This is a genomic window from Vibrio ouci (assembly GCF_004551525.1).
In the GTDB taxonomy this organism is placed as follows: Bacteria; Pseudomonadota; Gammaproteobacteria; order Enterobacterales; family Vibrionaceae; genus Vibrio; species Vibrio ouci.
In genome coordinates this window covers 63,510-90,110 of the sequence record NZ_SATR01000012.1, presented here as the reverse complement: position 1 = coordinate 90,110, position 26,601 = coordinate 63,510, and the positions used below count along the sequence as shown (strand labels likewise).

21 protein-coding genes are annotated in these 26,601 nt (G+C 45.0%); 3 read left to right on the top strand and 18 right to left on the bottom strand.

Features of this window, described 5'->3' with window-relative positions; translation table 11 throughout:
• Positions 1–81: 81 nt before the first annotated feature.
• The 9 genes from rpsA to tig form a co-directional block, all read right to left on the bottom strand.
• Positions 82–1,752, bottom strand: coding sequence for a 30S ribosomal protein S1 (rpsA, locus tag ELS82_RS09940; RefSeq protein WP_134835345.1), 1,671 nt, complete (start codon positions 1,750–1,752; stop codon positions 82–84).
• Positions 1,753–1,855: 103 nt separating this feature from the next.
• Entirely contained in the window at positions 1,856–2,536 is a 681-nt protein-coding gene (gene cmk, locus ELS82_RS09935; protein ID WP_134835344.1) for a (d)CMP kinase, read from the bottom strand.
• A gap of 141 nt (positions 2,537–2,677) precedes the next feature.
• A complete protein-coding gene (locus ELS82_RS09930) occupies positions 2,678–2,971 on the bottom strand; it encodes a ComEA family DNA-binding protein (RefSeq protein WP_134835343.1) in 294 nt (97 codons plus the stop codon).
• Between the two features lie 135 nt (positions 2,972–3,106).
• Positions 3,107–4,966, bottom strand: a complete 1,860-nt coding sequence (gene ppiD, locus ELS82_RS09925) for a peptidylprolyl isomerase (RefSeq protein ID WP_134835342.1) — start codon at positions 4,964–4,966, stop codon at positions 3,107–3,109.
• Between the two features lie 177 nt (positions 4,967–5,143).
• Positions 5,144–5,416 carry a non-specific DNA-binding protein Hbs gene (hbs, locus tag ELS82_RS09920; RefSeq protein WP_004414742.1) on the bottom strand — a complete coding sequence of 91 codons (273 nt, stop codon included), beginning with the start codon at positions 5,414–5,416 and terminating at the stop codon, positions 5,144–5,146.
• A gap of 193 nt (positions 5,417–5,609) precedes the next feature.
• On the bottom strand, positions 5,610–7,961 hold the full coding sequence (gene lon / locus ELS82_RS09915; protein WP_134835341.1) for an endopeptidase La: 2,352 nt from the start codon (positions 7,959–7,961) through the stop codon (positions 5,610–5,612).
• Positions 7,962–8,090: 129 nt separating this feature from the next.
• Entirely contained in the window at positions 8,091–9,374 is a 1,284-nt protein-coding gene (clpX, locus tag ELS82_RS09910) for an ATP-dependent protease ATP-binding subunit ClpX (RefSeq protein ID WP_053438317.1), read from the bottom strand.
• Positions 9,375–9,439: 65 nt separating this feature from the next.
• Positions 9,440–10,066 carry an ATP-dependent Clp endopeptidase proteolytic subunit ClpP gene (gene clpP, locus ELS82_RS09905; RefSeq protein WP_053438318.1) on the bottom strand — a complete coding sequence of 209 codons (627 nt, stop codon included), beginning with the start codon at positions 10,064–10,066 and terminating at the stop codon, positions 9,440–9,442.
• Between the two features lie 105 nt (positions 10,067–10,171).
• A complete protein-coding gene (gene tig / locus ELS82_RS09900) occupies positions 10,172–11,476 on the bottom strand; it encodes a trigger factor (protein WP_134835340.1) in 1,305 nt (434 codons plus the stop codon).
• Positions 11,477–11,982: 506 nt separating this feature from the next.
• On the opposite strand from tig, the gene ELS82_RS09895 reads away from it, so the two are divergent.
• Positions 11,983–13,764: a sensor histidine kinase gene (locus ELS82_RS09895; RefSeq protein ID WP_134835339.1), complete on the top strand. Its 1,782-nt coding sequence runs from the start codon at positions 11,983–11,985 to the stop codon at positions 13,762–13,764.
• Positions 13,765–13,780: 16 nt separating this feature from the next.
• Complete coding sequence (locus ELS82_RS09890) at positions 13,781–15,124, top strand: sigma-54-dependent transcriptional regulator (protein WP_134835338.1); 1,344 nt, start codon at positions 13,781–13,783, stop codon at positions 15,122–15,124.
• 163 nt (positions 15,125–15,287) lie between these two features.
• On the opposite strand, the gene ELS82_RS09885 is transcribed toward ELS82_RS09890, so the two are convergent.
• The 9 genes from ELS82_RS09885 to ELS82_RS09845 form a co-directional block, all read right to left on the bottom strand.
• Positions 15,288–16,649, bottom strand: a complete 1,362-nt coding sequence (locus ELS82_RS09885; RefSeq protein WP_134835337.1) for a TRAP transporter large permease — start codon at positions 16,647–16,649, stop codon at positions 15,288–15,290.
• Positions 16,650–16,652: 3 nt separating this feature from the next.
• Positions 16,653–17,339 (bottom strand): TRAP transporter small permease, encoded by a 687-nt coding sequence (locus ELS82_RS09880; protein WP_134835336.1) that lies wholly within the window; start codon positions 17,337–17,339, stop codon positions 16,653–16,655.
• Positions 17,340–17,436: 97 nt separating this feature from the next.
• Positions 17,437–18,432, bottom strand: a complete 996-nt coding sequence (locus ELS82_RS09875) for a TRAP transporter substrate-binding protein (RefSeq protein WP_134835335.1) — start codon at positions 18,430–18,432, stop codon at positions 17,437–17,439.
• A gap of 425 nt (positions 18,433–18,857) precedes the next feature.
• Entirely contained in the window at positions 18,858–19,973 is a 1,116-nt protein-coding gene (locus ELS82_RS09870) for an ABC transporter ATP-binding protein (protein ID WP_134835334.1), read from the bottom strand.
• Between the two features lie 5 nt (positions 19,974–19,978).
• Complete coding sequence (locus tag ELS82_RS09865) at positions 19,979–20,836, bottom strand: carbohydrate ABC transporter permease (protein WP_134835333.1); 858 nt, start codon at positions 20,834–20,836, stop codon at positions 19,979–19,981.
• A complete protein-coding gene (locus ELS82_RS09860) occupies positions 20,833–21,756 on the bottom strand; it encodes a carbohydrate ABC transporter permease (RefSeq protein WP_134835332.1) in 924 nt (307 codons plus the stop codon). The genes ELS82_RS09865 and ELS82_RS09860 overlap by 4 nt, the downstream gene beginning before the upstream one ends.
• A gap of 115 nt (positions 21,757–21,871) precedes the next feature.
• On the bottom strand, positions 21,872–23,119 hold the full coding sequence (locus ELS82_RS09855; RefSeq protein WP_053438328.1) for an ABC transporter substrate-binding protein: 1,248 nt from the start codon (positions 23,117–23,119) through the stop codon (positions 21,872–21,874).
• 143 nt (positions 23,120–23,262) lie between these two features.
• On the bottom strand, positions 23,263–24,717 hold the full coding sequence (locus tag ELS82_RS09850; protein ID WP_134835331.1) for an ATP-binding protein: 1,455 nt from the start codon (positions 24,715–24,717) through the stop codon (positions 23,263–23,265).
• Positions 24,707–25,429: a response regulator gene (locus ELS82_RS09845; RefSeq protein WP_134835330.1), complete on the bottom strand. Its 723-nt coding sequence runs from the start codon at positions 25,427–25,429 to the stop codon at positions 24,707–24,709. Before ELS82_RS09845 ends, ELS82_RS09850 begins: the two co-directional genes overlap by 11 nt.
• A 202-nt stretch (positions 25,430–25,631) precedes the next feature.
• On the opposite strand from ELS82_RS09845, the gene ELS82_RS09840 reads away from it, so the two are divergent.
• Positions 25,632–26,597, top strand: a complete 966-nt coding sequence (locus ELS82_RS09840; RefSeq protein ID WP_134835329.1) for an ABC transporter substrate-binding protein — start codon at positions 25,632–25,634, stop codon at positions 26,595–26,597.
• Positions 26,598–26,601: the final 4 nt, after the last annotated feature.

Sequence of the window (26,601 nt, the reverse complement as noted above, 5' to 3'; positions counted from 1 at the left end):
GTAGAGATTGGTATTACTACTAGTTATTACGTAAACATAAAAAAGGAGCCTTTCGGCTCCTTTTTCTTAAAAGCGATTTAATTATTCGCCTTTAGCTGCTTTGAAAGCGTCAGCCATAGCGTTACCGAACGAAGCATCGTCTGCTTTGTTCAGTGAAGCCATTGCTTCTTGCTCTTCAGCTTCATCTTTAGCTTTGATAGATAGGTTGATTACGCGGTTCTTACGGTCTACACCTGTGAACTTAGCTTCAACGCTGTCACCAACGCTTAGGATTAGTGACGCATCTTCGATACGGTCACGTGAAACTTCAGAAGCACGTAGGTAACCTTCTACACCTTCTTCAAGCTCGATAGTTGCACCTTTAGCGTCTACTGCAGTAACAGTACCGTTAACTAGTGCACCTTTCTTGTTATCTGCAACGTAAGCGTTGAATGGGTCATTTTCCATTTGCTTAACGCCTAGAGAGATACGCTCGCGCTCTGCATCTACAGCTAGAACTACAGCAGAGATCTCGTCGCCTTTCTTGTACTCACGTACAGCTTCTTCGCCTGCAACATTCCAAGAAATGTCAGATAGGTGAACTAGACCGTCGATGCCGCCTTCTAGACCGATGAAGATACCAAAGTCAGTGATAGACTTGATCTTACCAGTAACCTTGTCGCCTTTAGCTTGCGCTTCAGCGAAAGATTGCCATGGGTTAGCTTTACACTGTTTCAGACCTAGAGAGATACGACGACGTTCTTCGTCGATTTCAAGAACCATAACCTCAACTTCGTCGCCAACATTAACAACTTTAGATGGGTGGATGTTCTTGTTAGTCCAATCCATTTCAGAAACGTGTACTAGACCTTCAACGCCTTCTTCGATTTCAACGAAACAGCCGTAGTCAGTTAGGTTAGTAACGCGACCAGATAGTTTGTGACCTTCTGGGTAACGCTTAGCGATAGCTACCCATGGATCTTCGCCTAGCTGCTTAAGACCTAGTGATACGCGAGTACGCTCACGATCGAACTTAAGAACTTTAACTTGGATCTCGTCACCAACGTTAACGATCTCAGAAGGGTGCTTAACGCGCTTCCAAGCCATGTCAGTGATGTGTAGTAGGCCGTCAACGCCGCCTAGGTCTACGAATGCACCGTAGTCAGTAAGGTTCTTAACGATACCTTTAACTTCTGCGCCTTCTTGTAGAGTTTCTAGAAGCTCATCACGCTCAACGCTGTTCTCAGACTCGATAACTGCACGGCGAGAAACAACTACGTTGTTACGCTTCTGGTCAAGTTTGATAACTTTGAACTCTAGCTCTTTGTTTTCTAGGTGAGCAGTGTCGCGGATAGGACGCACGTCTACTAGAGAACCAGGAAGGAAAGCACGGATACCGTTTAGTTCAACAGTGAAACCGCCTTTAACTTTACCGTTGATGATACCAACAACAGTTTCAGCTTCTTCACAAGCTTTCTCAAGAACGATCCAAGCTTCGTGACGCTTCGCTTTCTCACGAGAAAGTTGAGTCTCACCGAAACCATCTTCAACAGCGTCTAGAGCTACGTCTACTTCAGCACCAACTTCAACTTCAAGTTCGCCAGCAGCGTTCTTGAACTGTTCAGCAGGGATAGCAGATTCAGACTTAAGACCAGCGTCAACAAGAACGAAACCGTTCTCGATAGCTACTACAGTACCTTTAACGATGCTGCCTTGTTGGAATTCTGTTTCGTTTAGAAACTCTTCAAAGAGTTGAGCAAAAGATTCAGTCATTTATTTAATCTTCAATAAATTAAACGTCCACGGGTTTCCTACCGCGTGGGGTTATTAAATTCGCCAGTCATCATCCTTGCGACCAACGCTCTGACCTAGCCGCCTAGGCGACTAGCTTAGATTCGATATATTGTAGTGCCTTTTCTACCACTTCGTCGATACTCATCGTAGTAGAATCTAGCAAAAGCGCATCCTCTGCAGGGCGTAATGGTGCCACTGGGCGGTTACGATCTCGGTCGTCACGCTCTTGGATCTCGCTCAAAAGGTCGTCAAATCTAACATCTAAACCCTTGCCTTGCAACTGTTTAAGGCGGCGAGTCGCTCGCTCTTCAGCGCTAGCATCAAGGAAAATTTTCACCTCAGCTTGAGGAAAAACAACCGTGCCCATATCACGACCATCGGCAACTAGGCCTTCGCCTTCGGCAAACGCACGCTGACGACGCAGTAATGCTTCACGCACGCGAGGTAACGCTGCTACTTTTGATGCCGCCATCCCCGTTTCTTCTTTGCGTAGCTCACCAGAGACATCTTCGCCTTCTAGAATAACCTTCACTAAGTCGCCTTCCGCAACAAACTGTACGTCAAGGTGGGTAGCAAGTGGAACCAGTGTGTCTTCCGATTCTAAGTTCACACCGTGATGGATAGCAGCAAGTGCCAATACTCGGTAGATGGCACCAGAATCTAATAAGTGAAAACCTAGCTTGTTTGCTAACAGCATACAAAGAGTGCCCTTACCTGCACCACTTGGTCCATCAACGGTGACTACCGGTGTATGAGACGACATGTTTTACTCCGCGTTAGTTACTGATCATTGCTCCGCGCACTGACCTTTGTTTGGCGTGAAATTATAGAGGTAAATGTGTAGAGGTTCTAGGAAGATAATGGGGAAATTTAAAAAAGAGCGCGATTGCGCTCTTGTACAGGTTTATAACTTGATTCTGTCTAAGTTGCGAGTGACTAAACCCTCACCTATCCCTTTAACCGCGGTTAACTCCTGCGCTGTTTTGAAACTGCCGTGCTCATCGCGATACGAAACGATCGCTTGTGCTTTCTTTAGCCCAACCCCATTAAGTAGCGCCGCTAGCTCCTCCGCTCCTGCACTATTGATATTAACGGTAATTTCAATCCCTTCGTATTTAGGATTGGTTTTGCTATCAGCCGCTAAACTCAGTGGAGCCGCCACGATTAACGCCATAATTAACACTATCTGTTTAAACATTTCGATTTCCTTTCTATCAAGATGTCTGGACAGATTAATCAACCTGGCAACCAAGCTATAACGCTAAGCTAGAAAAACAAAGCGGGCTGCAATTGCAGCCCGTTTTAATCTATATATCAATTACATTATCGCTGACTATTGAGTCACAACGTAGTATTCAATATCAATCGTTTTACGCAAAATGCTGATCAGGCCTGAAAGGTCTTGTTGAGCATTTGCTTGTGTCATTTGCTGAGCGATCTGTTCGTTATACATAGTGTTGAACATTGAAGAAACATCTGTTAGTTCAACAACAACGATATCACCATTTAGGTCTTTCGCCTGAGCAAACTCTACTTTACCCTCTTCAGGTTTCACCATAGAGAACACTACGTCTGCTAGTGGAGAGCTACGGTCAACCGTTTCTGTTTCGCCGAATGCTAGACCATTTTCTCCCAATAAACCTTGCTTGCCTTCCTTAAGTTCAGCAACCAGTTTATCAGCAAGTTCGATAGCACTCTGCTCACCTTTCACTTTCGCCAGTGTCGTTGTTACTTGTTCGCGAACATCTTCTAGCGGTAGAACCATCTCATCACGTGCGTCTTCAACACGAACCACAATCACGTGCTCAGGTGCAACTTCGATAACCTCTGAGTTTAGGCCATCTTCTTTCACTTCTGGGCTAACGATAGCTTGTAATACAGCTGGCGTTTTCAGTAGCTCAGGAGCGTCGACTTGAGAAATGAAGTCAGTAGTATGAATCTTAGCGTTGATTGCTTGAGCAGCATCATCTAGAGAATCAGGGTATTCGAACGCTACCTTTTCAAGTTCACTCTGCAGTTCATAATACTGATCGACTGCTTGCTGATCTTTTAGCTCTTGCTTGATTTCTGCTGCAACCTCTGAATATGGCTTAGCAACTGAATCTTTAAGTTCGTCAAGCTTGATGATGTGGTAACCGAAATCTGATTTAACCAGACCTGTTGTTTCACCCACTTTCGTTAGAGCAAACGCTGCATCTTCAAATGCTGGGTCCATTACATCGCGTTCAATCCAACCTAGTGAGCCACCTTCAGACGCACTACCGAAGTCATCAGATTTTTCTTCAGCTAGTGTAGCAAAGTCAGCACCTGCATTTAGCTCATCAAGAATCGCCTGCGCTTTAGCTTCATCGTCGCCTTCAACTAGGATGTGGCTTACACGGCGCTGTTCTTCAGATGAGTACTTGTCTAGGTGTTCTTGGTAGTACTGCTTCGCTTGCTCTTCCGATACCTCAATACCGTCTTTAAGCTGCTGAGCAGATAACTCAATGTAGGCTACTTTCACTTGCTCAGGGCGTGTGTAACGCTCTGGGTTTTGTTTGTAGTAGTCGTTGATTTCTTCTTCAGACAATTGCGCCTTTGCCGCAAAGTCTTCTAGAGATAGCGTGACTTTCTTCACTTCACGAGTTTGAGTCAGTAGCTTGCTCTGTGCTTCTACTTCACCCGGCAGTGTAAAGTCACTACCTTGAATAGCAGTGAGTAGCTGGTTACGAACTAAATCACGACGCAGGTATTCTGCAAAGCTCTCTGCGTTGAAGCCAGCACGACGAAGCGCCGTTTGATAAATCTCTTGATCGAACTTACCGTCAATTTGGAACTGAGGCATTTCAAGAATCAGTGTACGAACTTGCGCATCGCTAACACGTAAGCCCAACGCTTCAGCGTGCTGCTCAAGTAGCAAGTCGTTTACCATACGATCAAGTACAGATTTGCGGAAAGACTCTACGTAGCTAGGGTCAGCCAACAAGTTAGAGAAGTAATCACCAAGCTGAGCTTGCATACGATTACGTTCGTTTTGGTAAGCTTGTTCAAACTCACCACGGCCAATTTCAACATTACCTACTTTCGCAGCTGTGTTATTTGAACCGCCAACAATGTAGCTACCAACACCTGCAAACACGAAAGATAGGATGATAAGTCCCAGGATAATTTTAACCGCGATGCTGTTAACGCCTTCGCGTAATCGGTCCATCATACTTAAACTACTCTCCGCTTATACATCGCACCAACATGATTGAAAAGTTGGGCACAATGTACTTCATTAAAATAAAAATTGATTAGCGCGATAATACCAGAAAAAGAAATGCGCATCAGTATGATGCGCATAATTTAAAAAGGTTCGAAAAAATCAGCCTAAATGGCGATTTTTTGATTAGTTGCAAGAATCTTTAAGAGCCTTACCAGCTTTAAACGCAGGAACTTTAGCTTCTGCGATTTGGATTTCTTCACCAGTCTTAGGGTTACGGCCTGTGCGTGCAGCACGAGTACGTACGCTGAATGTACCGAAGCCAACTAGAGCAACTTGATCACCAGACTGCAGAGTATCGCCTACTGCTTCGATGAATGCGTCAAGCGCACGGCCAGCTGAAGCTTTTGATAGGTCTGCGTTTTCTGCGATTTTTTCTACTAATTGTGTTTTATTCACTGTGATTCCCCTTTGCGCCACCTGGTTATTTTTTTATAGGTAGCTTAACGTTCCATTTCATTTCAAATTAGCGACAACCCCTTGTATAACAAGGCCCGAAGCTATAGTCGCTAACGTTAGCGTCCAAAAAAAACGCTGACAAGCCTTTTTATGCTTATCAGCGTAATCTTTTACTTATTTTTGCTACATATCACTATTTTACCGCAGCAAACTCGACACCAGACGGCTCATTTTCTAATGCAACTTTCAAAACTTCGTCGATCCATTGCACTGGAATCACCTTAAGATCGGCGATAACGTTATCAGGAATGTCTTCTAGATCACGTTCGTTGTCCTTTGGAATCAGAACTGTTTTAATGCCACCACGGTGTGCAGCGAGCAGTTTTTCTTTCAGGCCACCGATTGGTAGAACTTCACCACGGAGGGTAATTTCACCCGTCATACCCACTTCTGCCTTTACAGGGTTACCTGTTAGGCTAGAAACCAGCGCTGTACACATCGCGATACCCGCACTTGGGCCATCTTTCGGTGTTGCACCTTCAGGTACGTGGACGTGGATATCACGCTTCTCATAGAAATCTGAGTTGATACCCAGTTTCTCAGCGCGTGAACGTACGACTGTCATCGCCGCTTGAATCGACTCTTTCATTACGTCGCCAAGCGAACCTGTTTGCGTCAGCTTACCTTTACCTGGCATAGATTCAGTTTCGATAGTCAGTAAATCACCACCGACTTGAGTCCAAGCTAGACCCGTTACCTGACCTACACGGTTGCTGTCATCGGCTTTACCAAAGTCGTGACGCTGAACACCTAGATACTCTTTAAGGTTATCCATGCTTACAGTCACAGACTTCAATTGAGCATCCAGCAGAATATTCTTCACCGCTTTACGACAGATCTTCGAAATTTCACGCTCTAGGCTACGCACACCCGCTTCTCTCGTGTAGTAACGGATAATGCCGATGATGGCTGAATCTTCGATCTCAATCTCGTGTGGCTTAAGACCATTGCGTTTCACTTGCTTCTCAACAAGGTGACGCTTAGCAATGTTCAGTTTCTCATCTTCGGTGTAACCCGATAGACGAATTACTTCCATACGGTCTAATAGCGGACCTGGAATATCCATAGAGTTAGACGTCGCAACGAACATAACATCAGAAAGATCGTAATCGACTTCTAGGTAGTGATCGTTAAACGCGTTGTTCTGCTCTGGATCGAGAACTTCTAGCAGTGCTGAAGATGGATCGCCACGCATGTCCGATGACATCTTGTCGATCTCATCAAGAAGGAAAAGTGGGTTCTTCACGCCAACTTTAGACATCTTCTGGATAAGCTTACCCGGCATTGAACCGATATAGGTACGACGGTGACCACGGATTTCCGCTTCATCTCTTACGCCACCTAGTGCCATACGGGTATATTTACGCCCTGTTGCAGCTGCAATAGAACGGCCTAGAGAGGTTTTACCTACACCAGGAGGACCCACAAGACATAGAATTGGGCCTTTGAGCTTATTGATTCGGTTTTGAACCGCTAAGTACTCAAGAATACGTTCTTTAACGCGCTCTAAACCGTAGTGGTCTTCGTTTAGAATCTCTTCGGCTTTGGCTAGGTTCTTCTTCACCTTAGAACGCTTGTTCCAAGGCACACCTAACATCCAGTCGATGTATCCACGAACTACGGTTGCTTCCGCTGACATCGGTGACATCATCTTCAGCTTTTGTAGCTCTTGCTCTGTCTTTTCACGCGCTTCTTGAGGCATTTTCGATTCTTCGATCTTCTGCTTGAGAGTCTCGAATTCATCAACGCCATCTTCGCTTTCGCCAAGCTCTTTCTGAATCGCTTTCATTTGCTCATTCAGGTAGTACTCGCGCTGCGATTTTTCCATCTGCTTCTTAACGCGAGTGCGAATACGCTTCTCAACTTGTAGCAGATCGATTTCAGATTCCATTTGTCCCATCAGGAACTCAAGGCGCTCAGTCACATCTAGAAGTTCTAGTACCGCTTGCTTATCAGCAAGTTTAAGAGGCATATGAGCAGCAATAGTATCAGCCAGACGAGCGGCTTCATCGATACCATTTAGCGAAGTGAGTACTTCTGGCGGGATCTTTTTATTGAGTTTGATAAAACCTTCAAACTGGTTAATTGCACTACGTACAATCACTTCTTGCTCGCGCTCATCAAGCTCAGCTGTCGTTAGGTACTCAGCTTCAGCAAAGAAGAATTCATTCTCAATAAAGTGGTTAATTTTTGCACGTTGCTGACCTTCAACAAGCACTTTCACCGTGCCATCTGGTAGCTTCAGTAATTGAAGGATCGTCGCAACGGTACCAACTTCAAACATGTCCGATTGAGCTGGCTCGTCAGTATCCGCTTCTTTCTGCGCTACTAACAATACTTGCTTGTTGTTATCCATTGCAGCTTCAAGACATGCAATCGACTTTTCTCGGCCAACAAACAATGGAATTACCATGTGCGGGTAAACGACTACATCTCTTAGAGGTAGTACGGGGATCTCGATACGTTCGGAACGTTCCAAGTTCATATTATTCTCTCTTCCGCTTAGTCCTATCTGCAGTATATGGGGCTTAATTGTTTGGATTCAATGAAAGAATAAAAAAAAGGGAGTAATTGATTACTCCCTTTCTACCGATATCTAATTATGTGATTCGTATTAAGATTCTGCGCCTGCAGCTTGGTTATCTGAGTTGCTATAAATCAGCAATGGATCAGACTCACCTTTAATCACTGACTCATCGATAACGACTTTACTTACGTCGTCCATTGATGGCAGTTCATACATGGTCTCAAGCAGCACGCCTTCAAGAATTGAACGAAGACCACGAGCACCTGTTTTACGCTCCATTGCTTTCTTAGCAATCGCACGCAGTGCATCTTCACGGAATTCTAACTCCGCATCTTCTAGTTCAAACAAAGCAGCGTATTGCTTAGTCAGTGCATTCTTCGGCTCACATAAGATTTGGATTAATGCATCCTCATCTAGCTCTGTCAGCGTTGTCGTTACAGGAAGACGACCAATGAACTCAGGGATTAGGCCATATTTAACCAAATCTTCTGGCTCAACCTGAGTGAATAGTTCACCCACAGTCTTGGTTTCGTCTTTAGAACGAACTTCTGCACCAAAACCGATACCAGTGCCCGTTGCAACACGTTGCTCGATCACTTTATCTAGGCCAGCAAATGCACCGCCACAAATAAATAGAATCTTAGATGTATCTACTTGCAGGAATTCTTGCTGAGGATGCTTACGACCACCTTGTGGTGGTACTGAAGCAACTGTGCCTTCAATCAATTTCAATAGCGCTTGCTGAACACCTTCACCTGATACGTCACGCGTAATCGATGGGTTTTCAGCTTTACGTGAGATCTTATCAATCTCATCGATGTACACGATACCACGCTCAGCTTTCGCTACGTCGTAATCACACTTCTGCAGAAGTTTCTGGATGATGTTTTCTACATCTTCACCAACGTAACCCGCTTCTGTTAGCGTTGTTGCGTCAGCCATAGTGAATGGTACATCTAGGAAACGAGCTAATGTCTCTGCTAGTAGCGTTTTACCACTACCTGTAGGACCGATTAGCAAGATGTTACTTTTACCAAGTTCTACACCTTCGCTCGTCGTATCTCCATTACGTAAACGCTTATAGTGGTTATAAACGGCTACTGCTAGCACTTTCTTCGCGTAATCTTGGCCAATCACGTAGTCATCAAGGTGTTCACGAATGTCTCTTGGCACTGGTAGTGCTTCAGACTGTTTCTTCGGTAGAACATCTTTAATTTCTTCACGAATGATGTCGTTACATAGGTCGACACATTCGTCACAAATATAGACTGACGGACCAGCGATTAGCTTACGAACTTCATGCTGGCTTTTGCCGCAGAAAGAGCAGTAAAGAAGCTTACTACTACCGCTCTCTTTGCTTTTATCTGTCATTCGCTAACCTCTTAGCCTTTACTTATATGACTTGAGTGTATATCAATATATGGCAATGTTGCTAGTTATTCACCGCGATGAGTGAGAACTGCATCAACTAGACCATATTCAACCGCTTGATCGGCTGCCATGAAGTTGTCACGATCAGTATCACGCTCAATCACTTCTAGAGGCTGGCCAGTGTGCTCAGCAAGTAGAGTGTTAAGTTTTTGTTTGATCGTTAGAATTTCTTGAGCATGGATCTGAATATCCGATGCCTGACCTTGGAAGCCACCTAGTGGTTGGTGAATCATTACTCGTGAGTTAGGTAGAACATAGCGCTTGCCTGGTGCACCACCAGCAAGTAGGAATGCACCCATCGAGCATGCTTGACCCATACATACTGTGCTTACATTAGGCTTGATAAACTGCATTGTGTCGTAGATAGACATACCTGCAGTTACACTGCCGCCTGGCGAGTTGATGTATAGGAAAATATCTTTGTCTGGATTTTCTGATTCTAGGAAAAGTAGCTGTGCCACGACAAGGTTTGCCATGTGGTCTTCCACTTGACCAGTCAAGAAAATAACACGCTCTTTCAGCAAACGAGAGTAAATATCGTAAGAACGTTCACCACGGGAAGTTTGCTCAACGACCATTGGTACTAGCGCGTCCATAATTGATGGCATTGTATTTTTTTCTTGGTAGCTCATATTCTTATGTCCCTAAAATAAATGGCCCGTATGATACATATCATACGGACCATTGTTAGCAGAATAGTTAACGTTTAGTCAACCTTCTCAGCAATAAATTGCTTATTAAGCAGCTGGTTGCTGGTTCATTAGCTCGTTGAAGCTAACTTCTTTTTCAGAAACCTGAGCTTTAGAGATGATTGCATCAATTGCTTGCTCTTCTAGAGCAACATTGCGCATGTTGTTCATCATTTGCTCGTTCTGCTCGTAGTAAGAAACAACTTCTGTTGGATCTTCGTATGCAGTCGCCATTTCTTCGATAAGTGCTTTCACTTTCTCGTCGTCAGCTTTTAGCTCTTCAGACTTGATTACTTCACCTAGTAGAAGACCTACAACTACGCGACGCTTAGCTTGCTCTTCGAACAGTTCACGTGGAAGTTGTGCAGCCGCTTCTGGGTTGCCACCGAAACGCTGTGCAGCTTGCTGACGTAGAGTACCGATCTCTTGATCGATTAGTGCAGCTGGTACGTCGATGTCGTTTTCTTTAACTAGACCGTCGATAGCTTGCTCTTTGATGCGGTTCTTAATAGCTTGCTTAAGTTCACGCTGCATGTTCTTACGAACTTCTGCTTTAAGAGCGTCAACGCCGCCTTCAGCAACACCGAACTTAGAAACGAACTCGTCGTTTAGTTCTGGAAGCTCACGAGCTTCAACTTTGTTTACTTTGATTGCGAACTTAGCAGCTTTACCTTTTAGGTTTTCTGCGTGGTAATCTTCTGGGAAAGTCACGTCAATTTCGAATTCCATACCAGCAGTCTTACCTGCGATACCGTCTTCAAAACCAGGGATCATGCGACCAGCGCCCATCTCTAGTGGGAAGTTCTCAGCTTTACCGCCTTCGAACTCTTCACCGTCGATAGAACCAACGAAATCGATAGTAGCACGCTTACCTTCTTCAGCAGCTTCTTCAACTTCAGCCCAAGTTGCTTGCTGTTTACGTAGAGTGTCGATCATCTCTTCAACATCTGCGTCTTGAACTTCAGTTGTTGGTTTCTCAACAGTGATGTTCTCTAGGCCTTTTAGCTCAACTTCTGGGTAAACTTCGAAAGTTGCGTTGAATACTAGGTCTGCACCTTCTGTAGACTCAACTGGAGCGAAAGTAGGTGCGCCTGCTGGGTTGATTTTTTCTTTAACGATCGCTTCGATGAAGTGACGTTGCATTACTTCGCCCATCACGTCTTGACGTACTGCTTTGCCGTACATCTTCGCAACCATTTTTAGAGGCACTTTGCCTTTACGGAAACCATCGAAACGACGGTTTTTTGCGATGTTGCGTAGTTCAGCTGTTACAGCATCTTCGATGTTTGCAGCAGGAACAGTAATGTTTAGACGGCGCTCTAGGCCCTCTAGCGTTTCAACAGTAACTTGCATTATTCATTAACCTCAAAACTGGCTCAGATAACTGAGCTTATGTGCTCTACTCTGCAACAGAGATAGAACCCATCCTTGTTTGTACTCTAAGAGTACTCTTCTATAAATCGAGTATCGACAACTGACGAGTCAATCATCGGACTAATTAGCGATATCCTTACGAATTTGATTCGATAAAAAGGTATCTCCGATTAGCCTCAGGATAAAAATTCAGACGCAGCATTCTACCGACCAGATCAACCGCTGTCGAGTCCAGCCCTACGATCGCTACGGGATTCACCTAAAAACTCACTTAACTGCTAAAAAAAGCGCCAATAAAGCATGCTTTGTTTCCAGAAATGGGGACATTAATAGCTTTTTCAAGAGAAACTAATATTTTTTTTCGATTAAAGATCAAAACTCGATCTACGTCCGGTTTTATACCTCACTTTGTTAAGACCAATAAACACATTCATAACAAAAACCTTTACGCTATATATGGATGTGTAAGTGATACAGGGCTGTAAATGTTGACGTTTCAAAGAAGTAAGTTCTACCTTTGCATCCTCTATATCACTGTCATCACGCTTGGTGCGAGTTGGGTTTGGAATGCCAGCGAAGAAGAACAATTTGACACTCACAAAGAGCAGCTAGAACGCTTCGCAGAATTTATCTCGAGTAAACTCGACAAGTACGCTCATTTACCGAAATTGATCGCTAAAGACACTGAGCTCATTTCAGCATTGCAGAACCCAAACAACTCGGCGCAAATTGAACTCACCAACCGTTATCTAGAGCAAGTGAATAGTACGATTCAATCGACCGATGCTTATTTACTTGATGAGTTTGGCAACACTATCGCATCAAGTAACTGGAATTTGCCGCACTCGTTTATCGGTCGAAATTATGCGTGGCGCCCATATTTTTCCAATGCCATTCAGGGGCAACCCAGTCAGTACTTTGCCCTAGGTTCAAGCTCGAAACAGCGTGGTTATTATTTTTCTTACCCGGTCACTTATGCCGCTGAAATCATTGGCGTGATTGTGATAAAAATGGACCTCACCGCGATTGAGTCGAATTGGCAAAACAAAACTAATACCTTTGTCGCAACGGATAACTACAACGTTATTTTTATGTCGAGCAATGAAGAATGGTTGTTCAAGAGTTTAACGACCCTATCGGAAGCTCAGCGCCAGACCATCTTAAATAGTCGTCAGTATCTCGACTCGCCGATACGTTCGTTTGGTTTTGCAGGTGACTTGTCGATACCTCGTTCAGAACTAACGAATCCACTGTCAACAGGGTTCGAAAACTCCTACCTGGTCTCTTCGAGGCCTCTAGAAAAGCACGATTTAACCCTACGAGTGCTAACACCTAAAGTGACGCTACTATGGTCAACGCTTAGCTTCTCGTTGATCACTACCCTATTGTTTGTGATTGCTTACTTATCACTGCAACTTACCTTCCAGCGTAATCTCAAGAAAAGACAATTTGAGCAGCTTCAATCTGAAGCCAAACAAAAGCTTGAGTTTTTGGTTATGGAACGAACATCTGAGCTGCAAGCGGAGGTCGCGGAGCGGACCAAAACCGAGCACGCGTTACGACAAACCCAAGATGAATTAATTCAAGCGGCCAAACTCGCCGTATTAGGTCAGATGTCGGCCAGTATCAGTCATGAGCTCAACAACCCATTGGCCGCCATCCGCAGTTTTGCTGATAACGGACGGCGCTTTTTAGAAAAGTCCAAATATGATCGCGTAGACGATAACCTGACACGGATTTCGGCACTGACCGATCGCATGGCAAAGATAAGTAGCCAGCTGCGTTCGTTCGCTAAAAAAAGCGACAGCAATGAAATCAGTACAGCCGATGCAACCCCAATTATATTGGCGGCGAAAGAGCTACTCGCGCCACAGTTTAAGGCGAATCAGGTTGAGTTAAATCTTGATATCCAATCAAGTTTACCAACTATCGAGATCAACCCAATCCAACTTGAGCAAGTGCTGATTAATCTACTGACTAATGCGATACAAGCGGTTGAGGGCCAACAAACGAAACAGGTTGCTCTGTCTGTCCTGCATAATAATGGCAAAGTCGAATTAGCGGTCGATGACAATGGGCCGGGTATCCCATTTGATAGCCAAGCTCAGCTATTTGAACCTTTTTACACCACCAAGAAAAATGGCTTAGGCTTGGGCTTATCTATCTCCCATCAGATTACACACGCAATGGGGGGCGAGTTGAGCTTAACTACATCGCCACTTGGTGGAGCGCGGTTCATACTCACGATACCGACGACAACACAATAACGATCAAGGAAAGTCGATGTACGATGTCATATTCATTGATGATGAGAGCGATATTCGCCTCGCCATTGAACAAAGCTTCGAGCTAGAGGAAATCCCAGCACGATTTTTTGCCAGTGCCGAAGATGCGCTATTGGCAATCAAAACCGATGGCCTGCCAAAAGTCGTGATTACCGATATTTGTTTGCCCGGCCTATCTGGCGAAAACATCCTTTCCAGTATTTTGCATCAGGACGCGGAAATACCCGTTATCTTGATTACTGGTCATGGCGATATTTCTATGGCCGTCAACGCGCTAAGAAACGGCGCCTACGATTTTATCGAAAAGCCCTTCCCTATCGATCGGCTGATTGATACCACACGCCGCGCTTTAGATAAGCGCGCATTAACACTCGAAAACCAAGAGCTAAAACGTAGCCTTAAAGCCAGCCAAGCACTTGGGCCGCGTATTATTGGTGAGACCCCTTCTATTCAGGCGCTTAGGGACACCATTATTCACATTGCCGATACCAATGCCGACATTCTACTGTTTGGTGAAACAGGGACAGGTAAAGAACTGTTTGCGCGCTCGATTCACGAGCAAAGCTCTCGCCGAGATAATAACTTTGTCGCGATTAACTGTGGCGCAGTCCCAGAGAACTTGATTGAAAGTGAGCTTTATGGTCATGAAAAAGGCGCATTCACTGGCGCTGACAGTGCCCGAGTTGGCAAGCTTGAGCATGCCCAAGGCGGTACCCTATTCTTAGATGAAATCGAGTCCATGCCAATGCAAGCGCAAATTCGTTTACTGCGCGTGCTGCAAGAGCGGATGATAGAACGTGTTGGCTCCAACTCTCTGATCCCAATCGATATCCGCGTCATTGCTGCCACTAAGGTCGATTTAAAACAAGCCGCATCTGAAGGTAGCTTTCGCGAAGACCTCTATTATCGACTCAACATCGTTACCTTAGAGTTACCGCCTCTTAGGCAGCGTAAGGAAGATATTGCGACACTATTCCACCACTTCTTACTGGTTGCTGATTCTCGCTACGGTAAATCTGCTCCAGCTATTGAAGCTCAACAAATTCATCAACTCATGGCTCATGACTGGCCGGGTAATGTTCGTGAATTACGTAACGCCGCTGAGCGCTTCGTCCTGCTTGGCCGACTTTCTCAGTTTGGTGAGAGTGATAACGTCAGTAGCAAAGAAACCAGTCTTGCCCAACAAGTAGCTGAATTTGAGAAAAGCATTATTGAGCAAGCTCTTAACCAATGCGATGGCAGTATCAAAGCTACGATGGAGCACCTGCAACTGGCGCGTAAGACCCTATACGACAAAATGCAGAAATACGGCCTAGATAAAAACAACTACAAAAGTGAATAACCTATTCACTTTTTATTCATGTTGGGGGATCTATATTGGTTTTATCAAACGGAACTGATGATTCAGAGTTAAGTTATTAGCTCTTACTGTTCAAATAGTATGTCCCTAAAATAAAAGCCCCGGATAGCTGTCTATCCGGGGCTTTTTTTGTCTAGGGTTTGCGTTACTTAGTGATTATCTCAGGTCCCATTAACGTTGTTGGTAACCACGTTGATACCCAAGGTACGTACGTTACGATGATGAGGAAGAGGAACATGACTCCAACCCACGGCAAGGCCGCTTTGACCACCTGCATCATCGACATCTTCGCCACCCCGGCGGTAACAAACAGATTGAGCCCGACAGGTGGCGTAATCATACCTATCTCCATGTTCACCACCATCATGATACCAAGGTGAATTGGATCAATACCCAGTGCAATCGCAATTGGGAATACCAATGGCGCAACGATGATCAATAGGCCTGATGGCTCCATAAACTGACCACCAATCAGAAGCAATACGTTGACCACGATCAGGAAGGTAATTGGGCCTAAGCCTGCCGAAAGCATCGACTCCGTGATCATCTGCGGAATACGTTCTTCAGTTAATACGTGCTTCAAGATCAGTGCGTTGGCAATGATAAACAGCAGCATGATCGTCAGCTTACCCGCTTCATACAGGGTATGCTTAGTATCTTTATGAACAAACGCTTGAACCACTTTGACTAACGCTGGCTTACGGTTTTCTTTATCCGCAAATGGGCCCATATCTTTATAGATAAAGTTGGCGATCAGGAATGAGTAAACCGCCGCTACTGCCGCTGCTTCCGTTGGTGTAAAGATACCACCGTAAATACCCCCTAAGATGATCACCACCAGCAGTAGACCCCAGCTGGCATCTTTGGCTGCGGCAAACATTTCACCCCAGCCAACAAACGGCTGCTTCGGTAAGTTCTTCACTCGTGCTGCAATATAGATAGCAATCATCAGCATCACACCTGCAAGCAAGCCTGGGATAACGCCACCTAAGAACATACGACCTACTGATACATCGGTCGCTGCAGCGTAAACCACCATAACAATCGATGGCGGAATCAAAATACCCAGCGTGCCCGCGTTACAAATCACACCCGCGGCAAAGTCTTTTGAGTAACCATTTTTGATCATGCCAGCGATCACGATACTACCGATCGCGACTACCGTTGCAGGAGATGAGCCAGACAGCGCGGCGAACATCATACACGCCACAACCGAAGCCATCGCCAGACCACCACGGAACCAGCCAACCATAGCAATCGCAAATCGGATGATTCGTTTCGCTACCCCGCCGGTCGACATAAAGCTCGACGCTAAGATAAAGAACGGAATCGCCAGTAAGGTGTAGTGCCCTGCAAAGGCATTAAATAGGGTTTGCGCCACTGATGCTAATGAAGCATCCGAGTGAAGCATTAAGAAAATAATACTCGATAGACCAAGTGATATGGCGATCGGTACACCGAACAACATAAAGCCAATCACCATGACAAATAAAAATAGGATTTCCATGGTTTAGCGCTCCTTGCTCTTATCATTGCTGTCGACACTACCGATATTTTTCGGCTCCATTGCTTCACCGGCGTCTTTTAACTCTTCTTTTAACGCTTCTAGCTCTTCTTCTGCTTCATGGCCTGCAATTAAGCGATCCAACTTACCAGTAAGAATTTGCCATGTTGCTTGGGCAAAGCGGAAAGTCAGCAGAGCCATACCAATCGGTAGCGCCATATAAGGGATAAAACGTGGCAGCTTCTCATAGCGCTCACCTTCATTTAACCAATCCGCTAAAAACTGCAGCATTTCCGGCATTGGAATGTCGTCGGTTTCATACCAAGCGCGCTCAGTGGCAAACGGGTACCAATAGTTCCAAGAACCAATCAAAAGCAAAATTGAGAATGCTAAACAGCAAGCCGCAGCCATCACTGCATACGCCTTACGTAGTTGTTCTGGGGCAAGGTTGATAATAACGTCAACACCGATGTGGAAATGTTTTTTCACGCCATAAGAGGCACCGACAAGTACCATCCAGGCAAACATAAATACGGTGAGCTCTAACGCCCATAAGATGTTGTCATTAAATACATAACGAAATATTACGTTGGCAAAAGTGAGCAAGGTCATTGCTCCTAAAAAGAACGCGATGAGAGTTTCCTCTACTGCGTCTGTCACCTTCCCAATTCTGGCAAAAATTGACTGTTCCATAAGCTACTTCACTTTATCGCGGGTAAAGAAAGGCCCTCTTCCCGATATACCCTGAAGCAGGGTATTAAGAGGGCCAATAGTTGGGGGATTATTGTTATTATTTATTTGATGCTAATGCGGCTTCGATTAGGTCCGTGCCGATATCTTTTTCAAACTGCTTCCATACAGGTTGAAGTGCCGTTACCCATTGCTGACGCTGCTCCGGTGTCAACGAACGTACTTCACCACCCGCTTCGATAATGTTGTTCTTGTTCGCTAGATTCACACGTGAAGACTCAGCATTACGTGTTGCCGTCACTTCTTGAATGATGGTGTTTAGCTGGTTACGTTGATCATCAGGCAGACCTTTCCAAAAGTCTTTAGATGTCACTACTAGGTAATCAAGGATACCGTGATTGGTTTCTGTGATGCCGTCTTGAACTTCAAAGAACTTCTTACCGTAGATGTTTGACCAAGTGTTTTCCTGACCGTCGATAACTTTAGTCTGTAGGCCGCCGTAGACTTCTTTAAACGACATTTTCTGAGGGTTTGCGCCTAACTGTTCAAACTGAGCAACCAGTACGTCTGACGCTTGAACACGGAACTTAAGACCTTTCGCATCTTCAGGAGAGATAAGTGGCTTGTTTGCCGACATCTGTTTCATGCCGTTGTGCCAAAACGCGAGACCTTGTAAACCACGACGACGCATTGCATTTTTCAGCTTCTCACCCGACTCAGAGTTTTGGAAACGGTCAACCGCTTCAACATCTTCAAACAGGAATGGAAGGTCAAAGATACGGTATTTCTTCGTGAACTTTTCAAACTTTGATAGAGAAGGGGCAGCAAGTTGTACGTCACCGTTAAGCAGTGCTTCCAGCACTTTGTTGTCATCATACAGCGTCGAGTTAGGGAAAACCTGCATACACATTTTTCCGTCCATTTCATCGTTTACACGCTGTTCAAGTAATGAAGCCGCAATACCTTTTGGGTGTTTATCTGTATTCGTTACGTGGCTGAACTTAATTACCGTTTCACCTGGATCACAGTTAGCGGCAGCGTTGAAGCTCGTGACAGCAAGAATCGAAGCAGATAGTAGGGTCAATGGCTTAAACATTATTATTCTCCTTGTTAAATGAACAACCCCATCAATGGGTGTTGATACATAACTAAGGGCAATAACTAAGCCAACTTACAGAAGAAGTTTAAGTTATTAAATTTCAATAACTTAGAAATTTCAGCTATTGAGAAATGTTGCTAGTTCAAATTTATTCGAAATAAATGGGGGGATTTCCACCCATTGAATTGACCAATACGGGTGAATTTATACCAAATCAGCAAGTAGTGATGTCTACGGTGGAGTTATAAAAACAAATGGCAGCTATACAAGCTGCCATTTTCGTTACTAGAGATGAGGTGAGCAATAAGGAGACATGACTGCCCACCTCTACTCACAATGCATGATGGTTACTTCATGCTATGACTCTAAGACTAGTAGACTTCATTCATAATTACTAATAAAGGTATCAATAAATTCACTCATTAGTTAAATTCAATGCGTTTCTCCGTAGCCGCGTCAAAGAACACCGCTTTGGAAAGATCAAAATGAAGTGGCGCAACTTGACCTGCGGTAACGTCAAATTCAGGCGATAAACGACATGCGACTTCCTGCTCGTTGACTTTAATCATCGCAATAGTATCTGGCCCTGTTGGCTCAAGAACTTCTAACGTTAAATCTAGCTGAGTGGTCGCGCCAGACTCTTGGTTTTCGGTATCTGTAATGTGCTCAGGACGCAGACCAATCACCACTTCCTTGCCGTCTTGCTCGCGCATTGAGGCTGGCAGCTTAATGTGATGTTCTTGCCCATTACCGCCAGTAACCTTAATCACTGGTTTTTCTTGTGCATCAAGATCGACCATGGTTTTAATGAAGTTCATCGATGGTGACCCCATAAAGCCGGCCACAAACATATTATTCGGTTTGTTGTAGATCTCTTGTGGCGTACCAAGTTGCTGCAGCTCGCCATCTTTCATCACGGCAATTCGATCAGCTAGTGTCATTGCTTCGATTTGATCGTGCGTAACATAAACAATGGTGGTGTTAAGCTGCTGGTGTAAGCGCTTAATCTGATGACGCATCTCGACACGCAGTTTCGCATCAAGGTTTGAAAGTGGCTCATCAAATAGATACAACTTAGGTCGTCGAGCAAGCGCGCGCCCCATTGCCACACGTTGACGCTGACCACCCGACAGTTGCGAGGGCTTGCGATCTAAAAGGTGGTCAATTTGCAGCATCTCTGCCACACGGTTAACCTCAGCATCGATCTCTTCTTTTGCCATCTTGCGAATCTTTAGGCCGAACTCGATATTGCCGCGTACCGTCATATTTGGGTAGAGCGCGTAAGACTGGAACACCATTGCGATATCACGATCTTTCGGTTCAACCACAGACACATCATTACCATCAATCACGATTTCACCCGAGCTGATATTCTCTAGCCCTGCAATGGTGTTCATCAAGGTTGACTTACCACACCCTGACGGCCCGACAAGGATAAGGAACTCGCCTGAATCAATGCTGATGTCTATCCCTTTGAGTGTTTCTTGATCCGCTTTCGGGTAGGTTTTACGGATTTGTTTTAGTTCTAGAGTTGCCATGATAATTATCCTTTTACCGATCCAGCCGTTAAGCCGCGAACAAAGTATTTTCCTGCTAAGACGTAAACCAATAAGGTAGGCAGTGCCGCAATGATCGCCGCCGCCATGTCGACGTTGTACTCTTTAATCCCAGTACTGGTATTGACTAAGTTATTCAGTGCCACCGTTATTGGCTGCGTTTCTGAACCGGAGTAAACCACACCAAATAAGAAGTCATTCCAAATCGCTGTGAACTGCCAGATCACCGTCACCATGATGATTGGCGTAGAGATCGGCAATAGGATTTTGAAGAAGATGGTAAAAAAGCCCGCTCCATCCAATTTAGCCGCTTTGACTAACTCATCAGGAATGCTGATATAGAAGTTTCTAAAGAACAGCGTCGTAAACGCCATGCCGTAGATAACATGCACAATCACAAGACCTGCGGTGGTGTTCGCTAAGCCTAGTTTGCCAAGTACCGTTGCCATTGGCAGAAGGACAACTTGGAACGGAATAAAGCAACCAAACAGCAACAAGCTGAAAAATAGGTTAGAGCCTCTAAACTGCCATTTGGTCACAACGTAACCATTAAATGCGCCAAGCAAGGTAGAGATCGCCACGGCAGGAATCACCATCTGGAAAGAGTTCCAAAAGTAGCCTTTTACCCCTTCACACTTTACGCCGGTACACGCGCTGTCCCACGCTTTAAACCATGCATCAAACACCCACTCGGTTGGCAAACTCATTAAGTTACCCGCTTTGATATCAGGCAGCGTTTTGAACGAGGTAATCACCATCACAAACAGTGGCATTAAATAAACAAGACAGAAGAACAGCAATGTCGAGTAAATAAACAGTCGAGAGAAATTGATACTCTGCATCATGACTTCTTCTCCCTAAGTTCAGAATAAAGATACGGCACAAGAATCGCTAAGATACCCGCCAGCATCATCATCGCACTGGCTGCACCAAGGCCGATTTGGCCACGGGTAAAGGAATGGGCATACATAAATAGCGCTGGTAAGTCTGATGAATAACCCGGTCCACCAGCGGTCATAGCAGTAACTAGGTCAAAACTCTTAATTGCGATATGTGACGTAATGATCACTGCGCTGAAAAACACCGGTCTTAAACATGGCATAATGATGCGCCAGTAAATGGTCGGCAGATTAGCGCCATCGATTTGCGCTGCTTTGATAATGGAAGCATCAATACCACGCAAGCCAGCAAGGAACATCGCCATCACAAACCCTGACGATTGCCATACTGCGGCGATCACTAAGGTATAAACCGCCATATCTGAATCAACTAGCCAGTTAAATTTAAAGTCGGTAAAGCCCCAGTCTTGCATCAACTTCTCGATGCCTAAACCCGGGTTTAAAATCCACTTCCAAGCAGTACCCGTCACAATGAACGAAAGCGCCATTGGGTAGAGGTAAATGGTGCGAATTGCCCCTTCTTGGCGAATATTTTGGTCAAGCAAGATGGCTAAGCCAACGCCAAGGCCAATTGCGACCAGCATAAACAGCAAACCGAAAATGCCTAAATTGGTAATTGAAGTGATCCAACGATCGTTTTCCATCAACTTTTCATATTGCACAAAGCCAGCGAAGTTGAAACTTGGTAGAAAACGGGAGTTGGTCATTGAAAGTGCCGCCGTCCAAAAAATGTAGCCGTAGATACATACCACAGTTACTAACACGGTCGGGGCAAGAACTATTTTCGGTAGCCAGTGTTGAAGTCGATCGGCCAAATTTGGCTTCGCTGTAGACTTCTTCTCGTACCGATTTACAACATGCTCCATAACGAATCCTTACGTCATCAACCCAAATCAAATTGCTATTTGGGTAAAGGAAAAGGGCGAACAGGCTCCCCACAAGCCTGAACGCCCTTTGGGGGTGTTTGATATCAACGAAGATTTAGATCGCTGCTTTAACCGCTTTGGCTAGTTTCTGTGCAGCTTGCTGAGGATCGGCGTCAGCATCGTTAAAGAAATTAGTCACAACGTCGTAGATAGCGCCCTGAGCGTAGCTTGTTGTTGATAAACCATGCGCCATACTTGGTACAAGGTCACCCGACTTCGCACTGGCTTTAAAGGTTGCCATTGAATCTAGAGCACATTGGTCAAACTTCGCCATGTCCATATCCAAACGTACTGGGATAGAGCCCTTGTTGAGGTTGAATACTTCTTGGAAGTCTTTGGTTAGGATGGTGCGCGCAAGATCTTGCTGCGCTTTTTGATTGCCTTTGTCGCTGAGCTCAAAGAAGGCAAAGCTGTCGATATTGAAGGTAAACTGGCCAGCTGTACCTGGCGCTGGTGCACAGATGTAATCTTTACCTGGAACCTTGCCCGCTGCAGTAAACTCACCTTTCGCCCAGTCGCCCATGATTTGCATTGCAGCTTCCCCATTGATCACCATAGAAGTTGCAACGTTCCAATCACGACCTGGCGAGTTTGCATCAATGTAATCACGAATTTTTTGGAACTTGGTGAACACTTCAACCATCTTGTCGCCAGACAATACGCTCATATCGAGATCAACAAAGGCTTTGTTATAATCTTCACTGCCTAGTACATCGAGCGCGACAGCTTCAAATACAGTCGCGTCTTGCCATGGCTGGCCACCGTGTGCCAATGGAACATAGCCCGCAGCCTTAATTTTTTCAGCCGCGACAAAGAACTCATCCAATGTAGTTGGCAGCTCTACGCCCGCTTTTTTTAGCACTTCTGGGTTAGCCCAAATCCAGTTCACTCGGTGTACGTTGACAGGTACTGCTACGTATTCACCATCAAACTTCATCACTTTGGTGACGACTGAAGGTAGGATTTCATCCCAGTTTTCTTGTTTACCTGTGCTATCAAGAGAAGTTAAGAAGCCTAAACCACCCCACTCCTGAATGTCATGCCCTTTGATCTGCGCAGCAGAAGGTGGGTTACCTGATACGGCGCGCGTTTTCAGTACTGTCATCGCTGACTCACCGCCGCCACCAGCAACCGCAAAATCTTTCCAAGTATGGTTTTGCTGCTCAAGCATATCTTTAAGCACAGCTGCCGATTTCGCTTCGCCGCCTGCGGTCCACCAGTGAAGCACTTCAACTTCGCCAGCACTTGCAACATTCGCAGCAGAAAGAAGGGATAGAGTAAGTAGGGTTTTATTAAGTTTCATTATTATCTTCCATGTATTGGATTAGACATTCAGGCCAACAGCTCAATGACCCCAAGCGTTCTTGCTTGTACTAAAACGAGTCTAACCAAATAGAATTTTTTGATTGAAACAAACCGTAAAGACAATGTAACAACAATGTTACATTAGACTTCTAAGCTAGAAGGAATAAAGACTTGCGCGCGAAGCCCCTTAGTAGGCAAGTTGTCAATAATGAGATCTCCACCATGTCCGTGGAGAATATTACGGCAAATTCCGAGCCCTAAGCCGTGCCCGTCATCATCTGTCGCTAAGCGGAAATAGGGCTCAAACACAGCTTCAAGCTTATCTTCTGGTATGCCCGGTCCCTGATCGCAGATCACCACTTTAATCCACTCTTCATCAGTGCTGATTTCGATGCTCGCTTTCATGCCATACTTCACTGCGTTATCAACTAAATTACTTAGTACACGTTTCATGGCGAGCGGCTTAGCCACAATCGGCTCCATATCAGAAGGCGTAAACACAACCTGCTGCTGGTACTGATTCAACGGCTCGACAATGGAAGTAATTAATTCACTGAGATCGATATAAGCATTATTTTCATGTAAGTCAGTATCTCTTACACACTGCAATGCCCCTTTCACCATCATCTCTAACTCATCAAGATCGCGGTTAAACTTCGAACGTTTCTCATCGCTTTCAAGCAACTCTGCACGAAGTCGTAAACGAGTAATCGGGGTTTTCAAGTCATGGGAGATAGCCGAAAACAGATGTTCTCGATCGGCGACATAGCGACGAATGCGTTGCTGCATACGATTAAATGCTCGCGTCGCGGTCACTAGCTCGCTCGCTCCCTCTTCTTTAAGTGGCGCTTGGTCAATGTCCATACTCATTTCATTGGCCGCTTTTGCTAAGCGCTTTAGAGGTTTAACTTGCCTGCGTACCAGCAGATAGGTCAACGCCAATAAAATCGTCGTTGAGAAAATGAGAAACAGTATTTGCTCACGCCCAATCAAGGTATCGTCAAGGGTGACGTACGGGGCTGGCAATAACGCAGCTATATAGAGCCACTCATGAGTCGCGAGCTCAATCTGTACCACAAGAATCGGCGGGTCGATGGGCTTTAGGGTCAATGTGTGATGCGCCCATGACTTAGGCAGATCGTGCAGGTAGATATCGTTTTTAAGCAGACGTAGATTATCAGGGTGAGAAAAATCGACTGAGATACTTTCTGCTTTACGTAACTTGTTGTTCAGGACGGATTCTATGGCGTGAATCGACGCCAACTTTAACGGCGTATCTTTGATCGGTTCGACAATCAACTGCTCTTTATTAAACGAAACAAAGAACCTTGTCCCGCCCATATTGCGAATCTGGTCTAGCACGATATGGCGATACTTTACTGGCAGGGATTGGAAGAAAGTCACGGTTGAAGCGAACATGTTCGCCATGCTCTCTGACGCATCTCGTATGCCCGCCAACTCTTTGTGTTTGGATTCGGTATACCAAATACTGGTGGCAACACCCTGCGCTAAAATGACCGCTAGTAGCGTCAATCCTAACGTGCGACCAACCAGTGAATTGGGCTTAAATAACCGCAACCAAGACCTATTGCTCATAGCTCACCGGAACCGCCAAGATATAGCCATTGCCTCGCATGGTTTTTATGTAATGAGGAAATCGAGCACTGTCACCTAAACGCTGGCGAAGTCGACTCAGTTGTACGTCGATACCTCGCTCAAATGGTAACGCCTCGCGCCCTCGAGTAGCGAAAGATATCGTATCTCGATCAAGTACTTCATTGGGTCGCTTCAAAAACAACATCAGCAGCGCAAAGTCACTACCAGATAGGTCATGACTCTGATGGTTTTCTAAATGGGTAATACGATGCGCTAAAGGATCTAGCTGCCAATCGCCAAACACGATCGATTTAGCCGTTGAGCTGGCAGGGAGTTCTTCGGCTTGAGAGACTCTGCGCATGACCGCTTTGATGCGTGCATTTAAATGACGAGGGTTAAAGGGTTTGGCAATATAGTCATCAGCACCAATTTCTAAACCAATGATTTGGTCAGTATCATCTGAGACTGCTGTCAGCATGATAATCGGAACCGAAGATTGACGACGGATGTGCTGACATAGGGTAAACCCGTCGTCACCAGGCAGCATAACATCAAGCAAAATCAGATCAGGATAACCATGATGATCAATCTCGGCCTTCATTTGCTCGCCATCATTAACCGCACTCACTTGGTAACTTTGCTTAGTTAGATACTCTTCTAACAACTCACAAATTTCTTGATCGTCATCGACAACGAGGATCTTGGCTGTCATACCCTTACCTACTACTACTTCAATTTATAAAGCGAGTGTAATCATTTATCCGAGACTCATTGATCGACAAATGGCCATAATTTGAAACTCTCGCGGACACAGGTCACATCTCATTAACAAAATTAGCAACGTAAACTCTTCAAAACACCCGCTTTCCGTCTAAGCTAAACAAATAAATAGGACAATTACGCTAGGTGACGCAATGAAAATCGGCACAAGGTTATCCCGCTCTTTATTAACTACATTGGTGATTTTATTTGTTCCGTTTTCTTTATATGCAGCGCCTTCATATAAGATCGCGCTCGCGACTTGGACTGGATACCCCGAGAACGTTCAAGGGTTCAAAGATGGGTTAGCTGAAAATGGGGTGAATTTGGACAATGTATCCTTCATCTCAGCTCAACCATCGAGTGATAAACAAGTCCAAGAACAAATGATTTTATCCATGTCGGCTCGAGAGGTGGATTTGGTTTACTCTCTGACGACCCCCGGTACCATCATTGTCAAACGAACATTTCCGGAAACAACACCGATCGTGTTTTCTATCGTCACCTACCCTGCTGACTCTGGGCTTATCGATTCATTTGAATATTCAGGTAATAACCTTGTTGGCACCAGTAACTACATCCCACTGCAACACTATATTCAATTGATTGACACTCTGGTCCCTAACACACAGTCTGCCGCTATTTTTCATCGTATTGGTGAGCCTAACTCCAAGATCCAAGCATCAAACCTAATCCGCCTATTAAAGAGAAAAAACATCGCAGTTCATGATATTGAAGTGAACAACCTTCAGGAACTCAAACAGCAAGCTTCACTTATCGCGCCCAGTATCGACTTGTTCATTACAACTACCGACACGTTGCTGCAAAATGGTGGAGAAGAGGTCTTAATCACTATTGCCGATCAATCGAATATCCCGATTTTGAGTTCAAACAAAAAAGGCATACAAAAAGGCGCGACATTTGGACCCGTCGCTGACTTTTATCAACTGGGTAAGCAGTCTGGTTCCTTGGCTGCCGATATTCTTCTCAATGGTAAAGAACCGCGACATCTTCAATCGAGCTTACAAGATCAACCCACCTTTTTGATTAATCGTAACAGTATGGAGCGGCTGGGGATTGATACAGAAGACCTCACTTCATTGCGTTTCCAATGGTACTAATCAA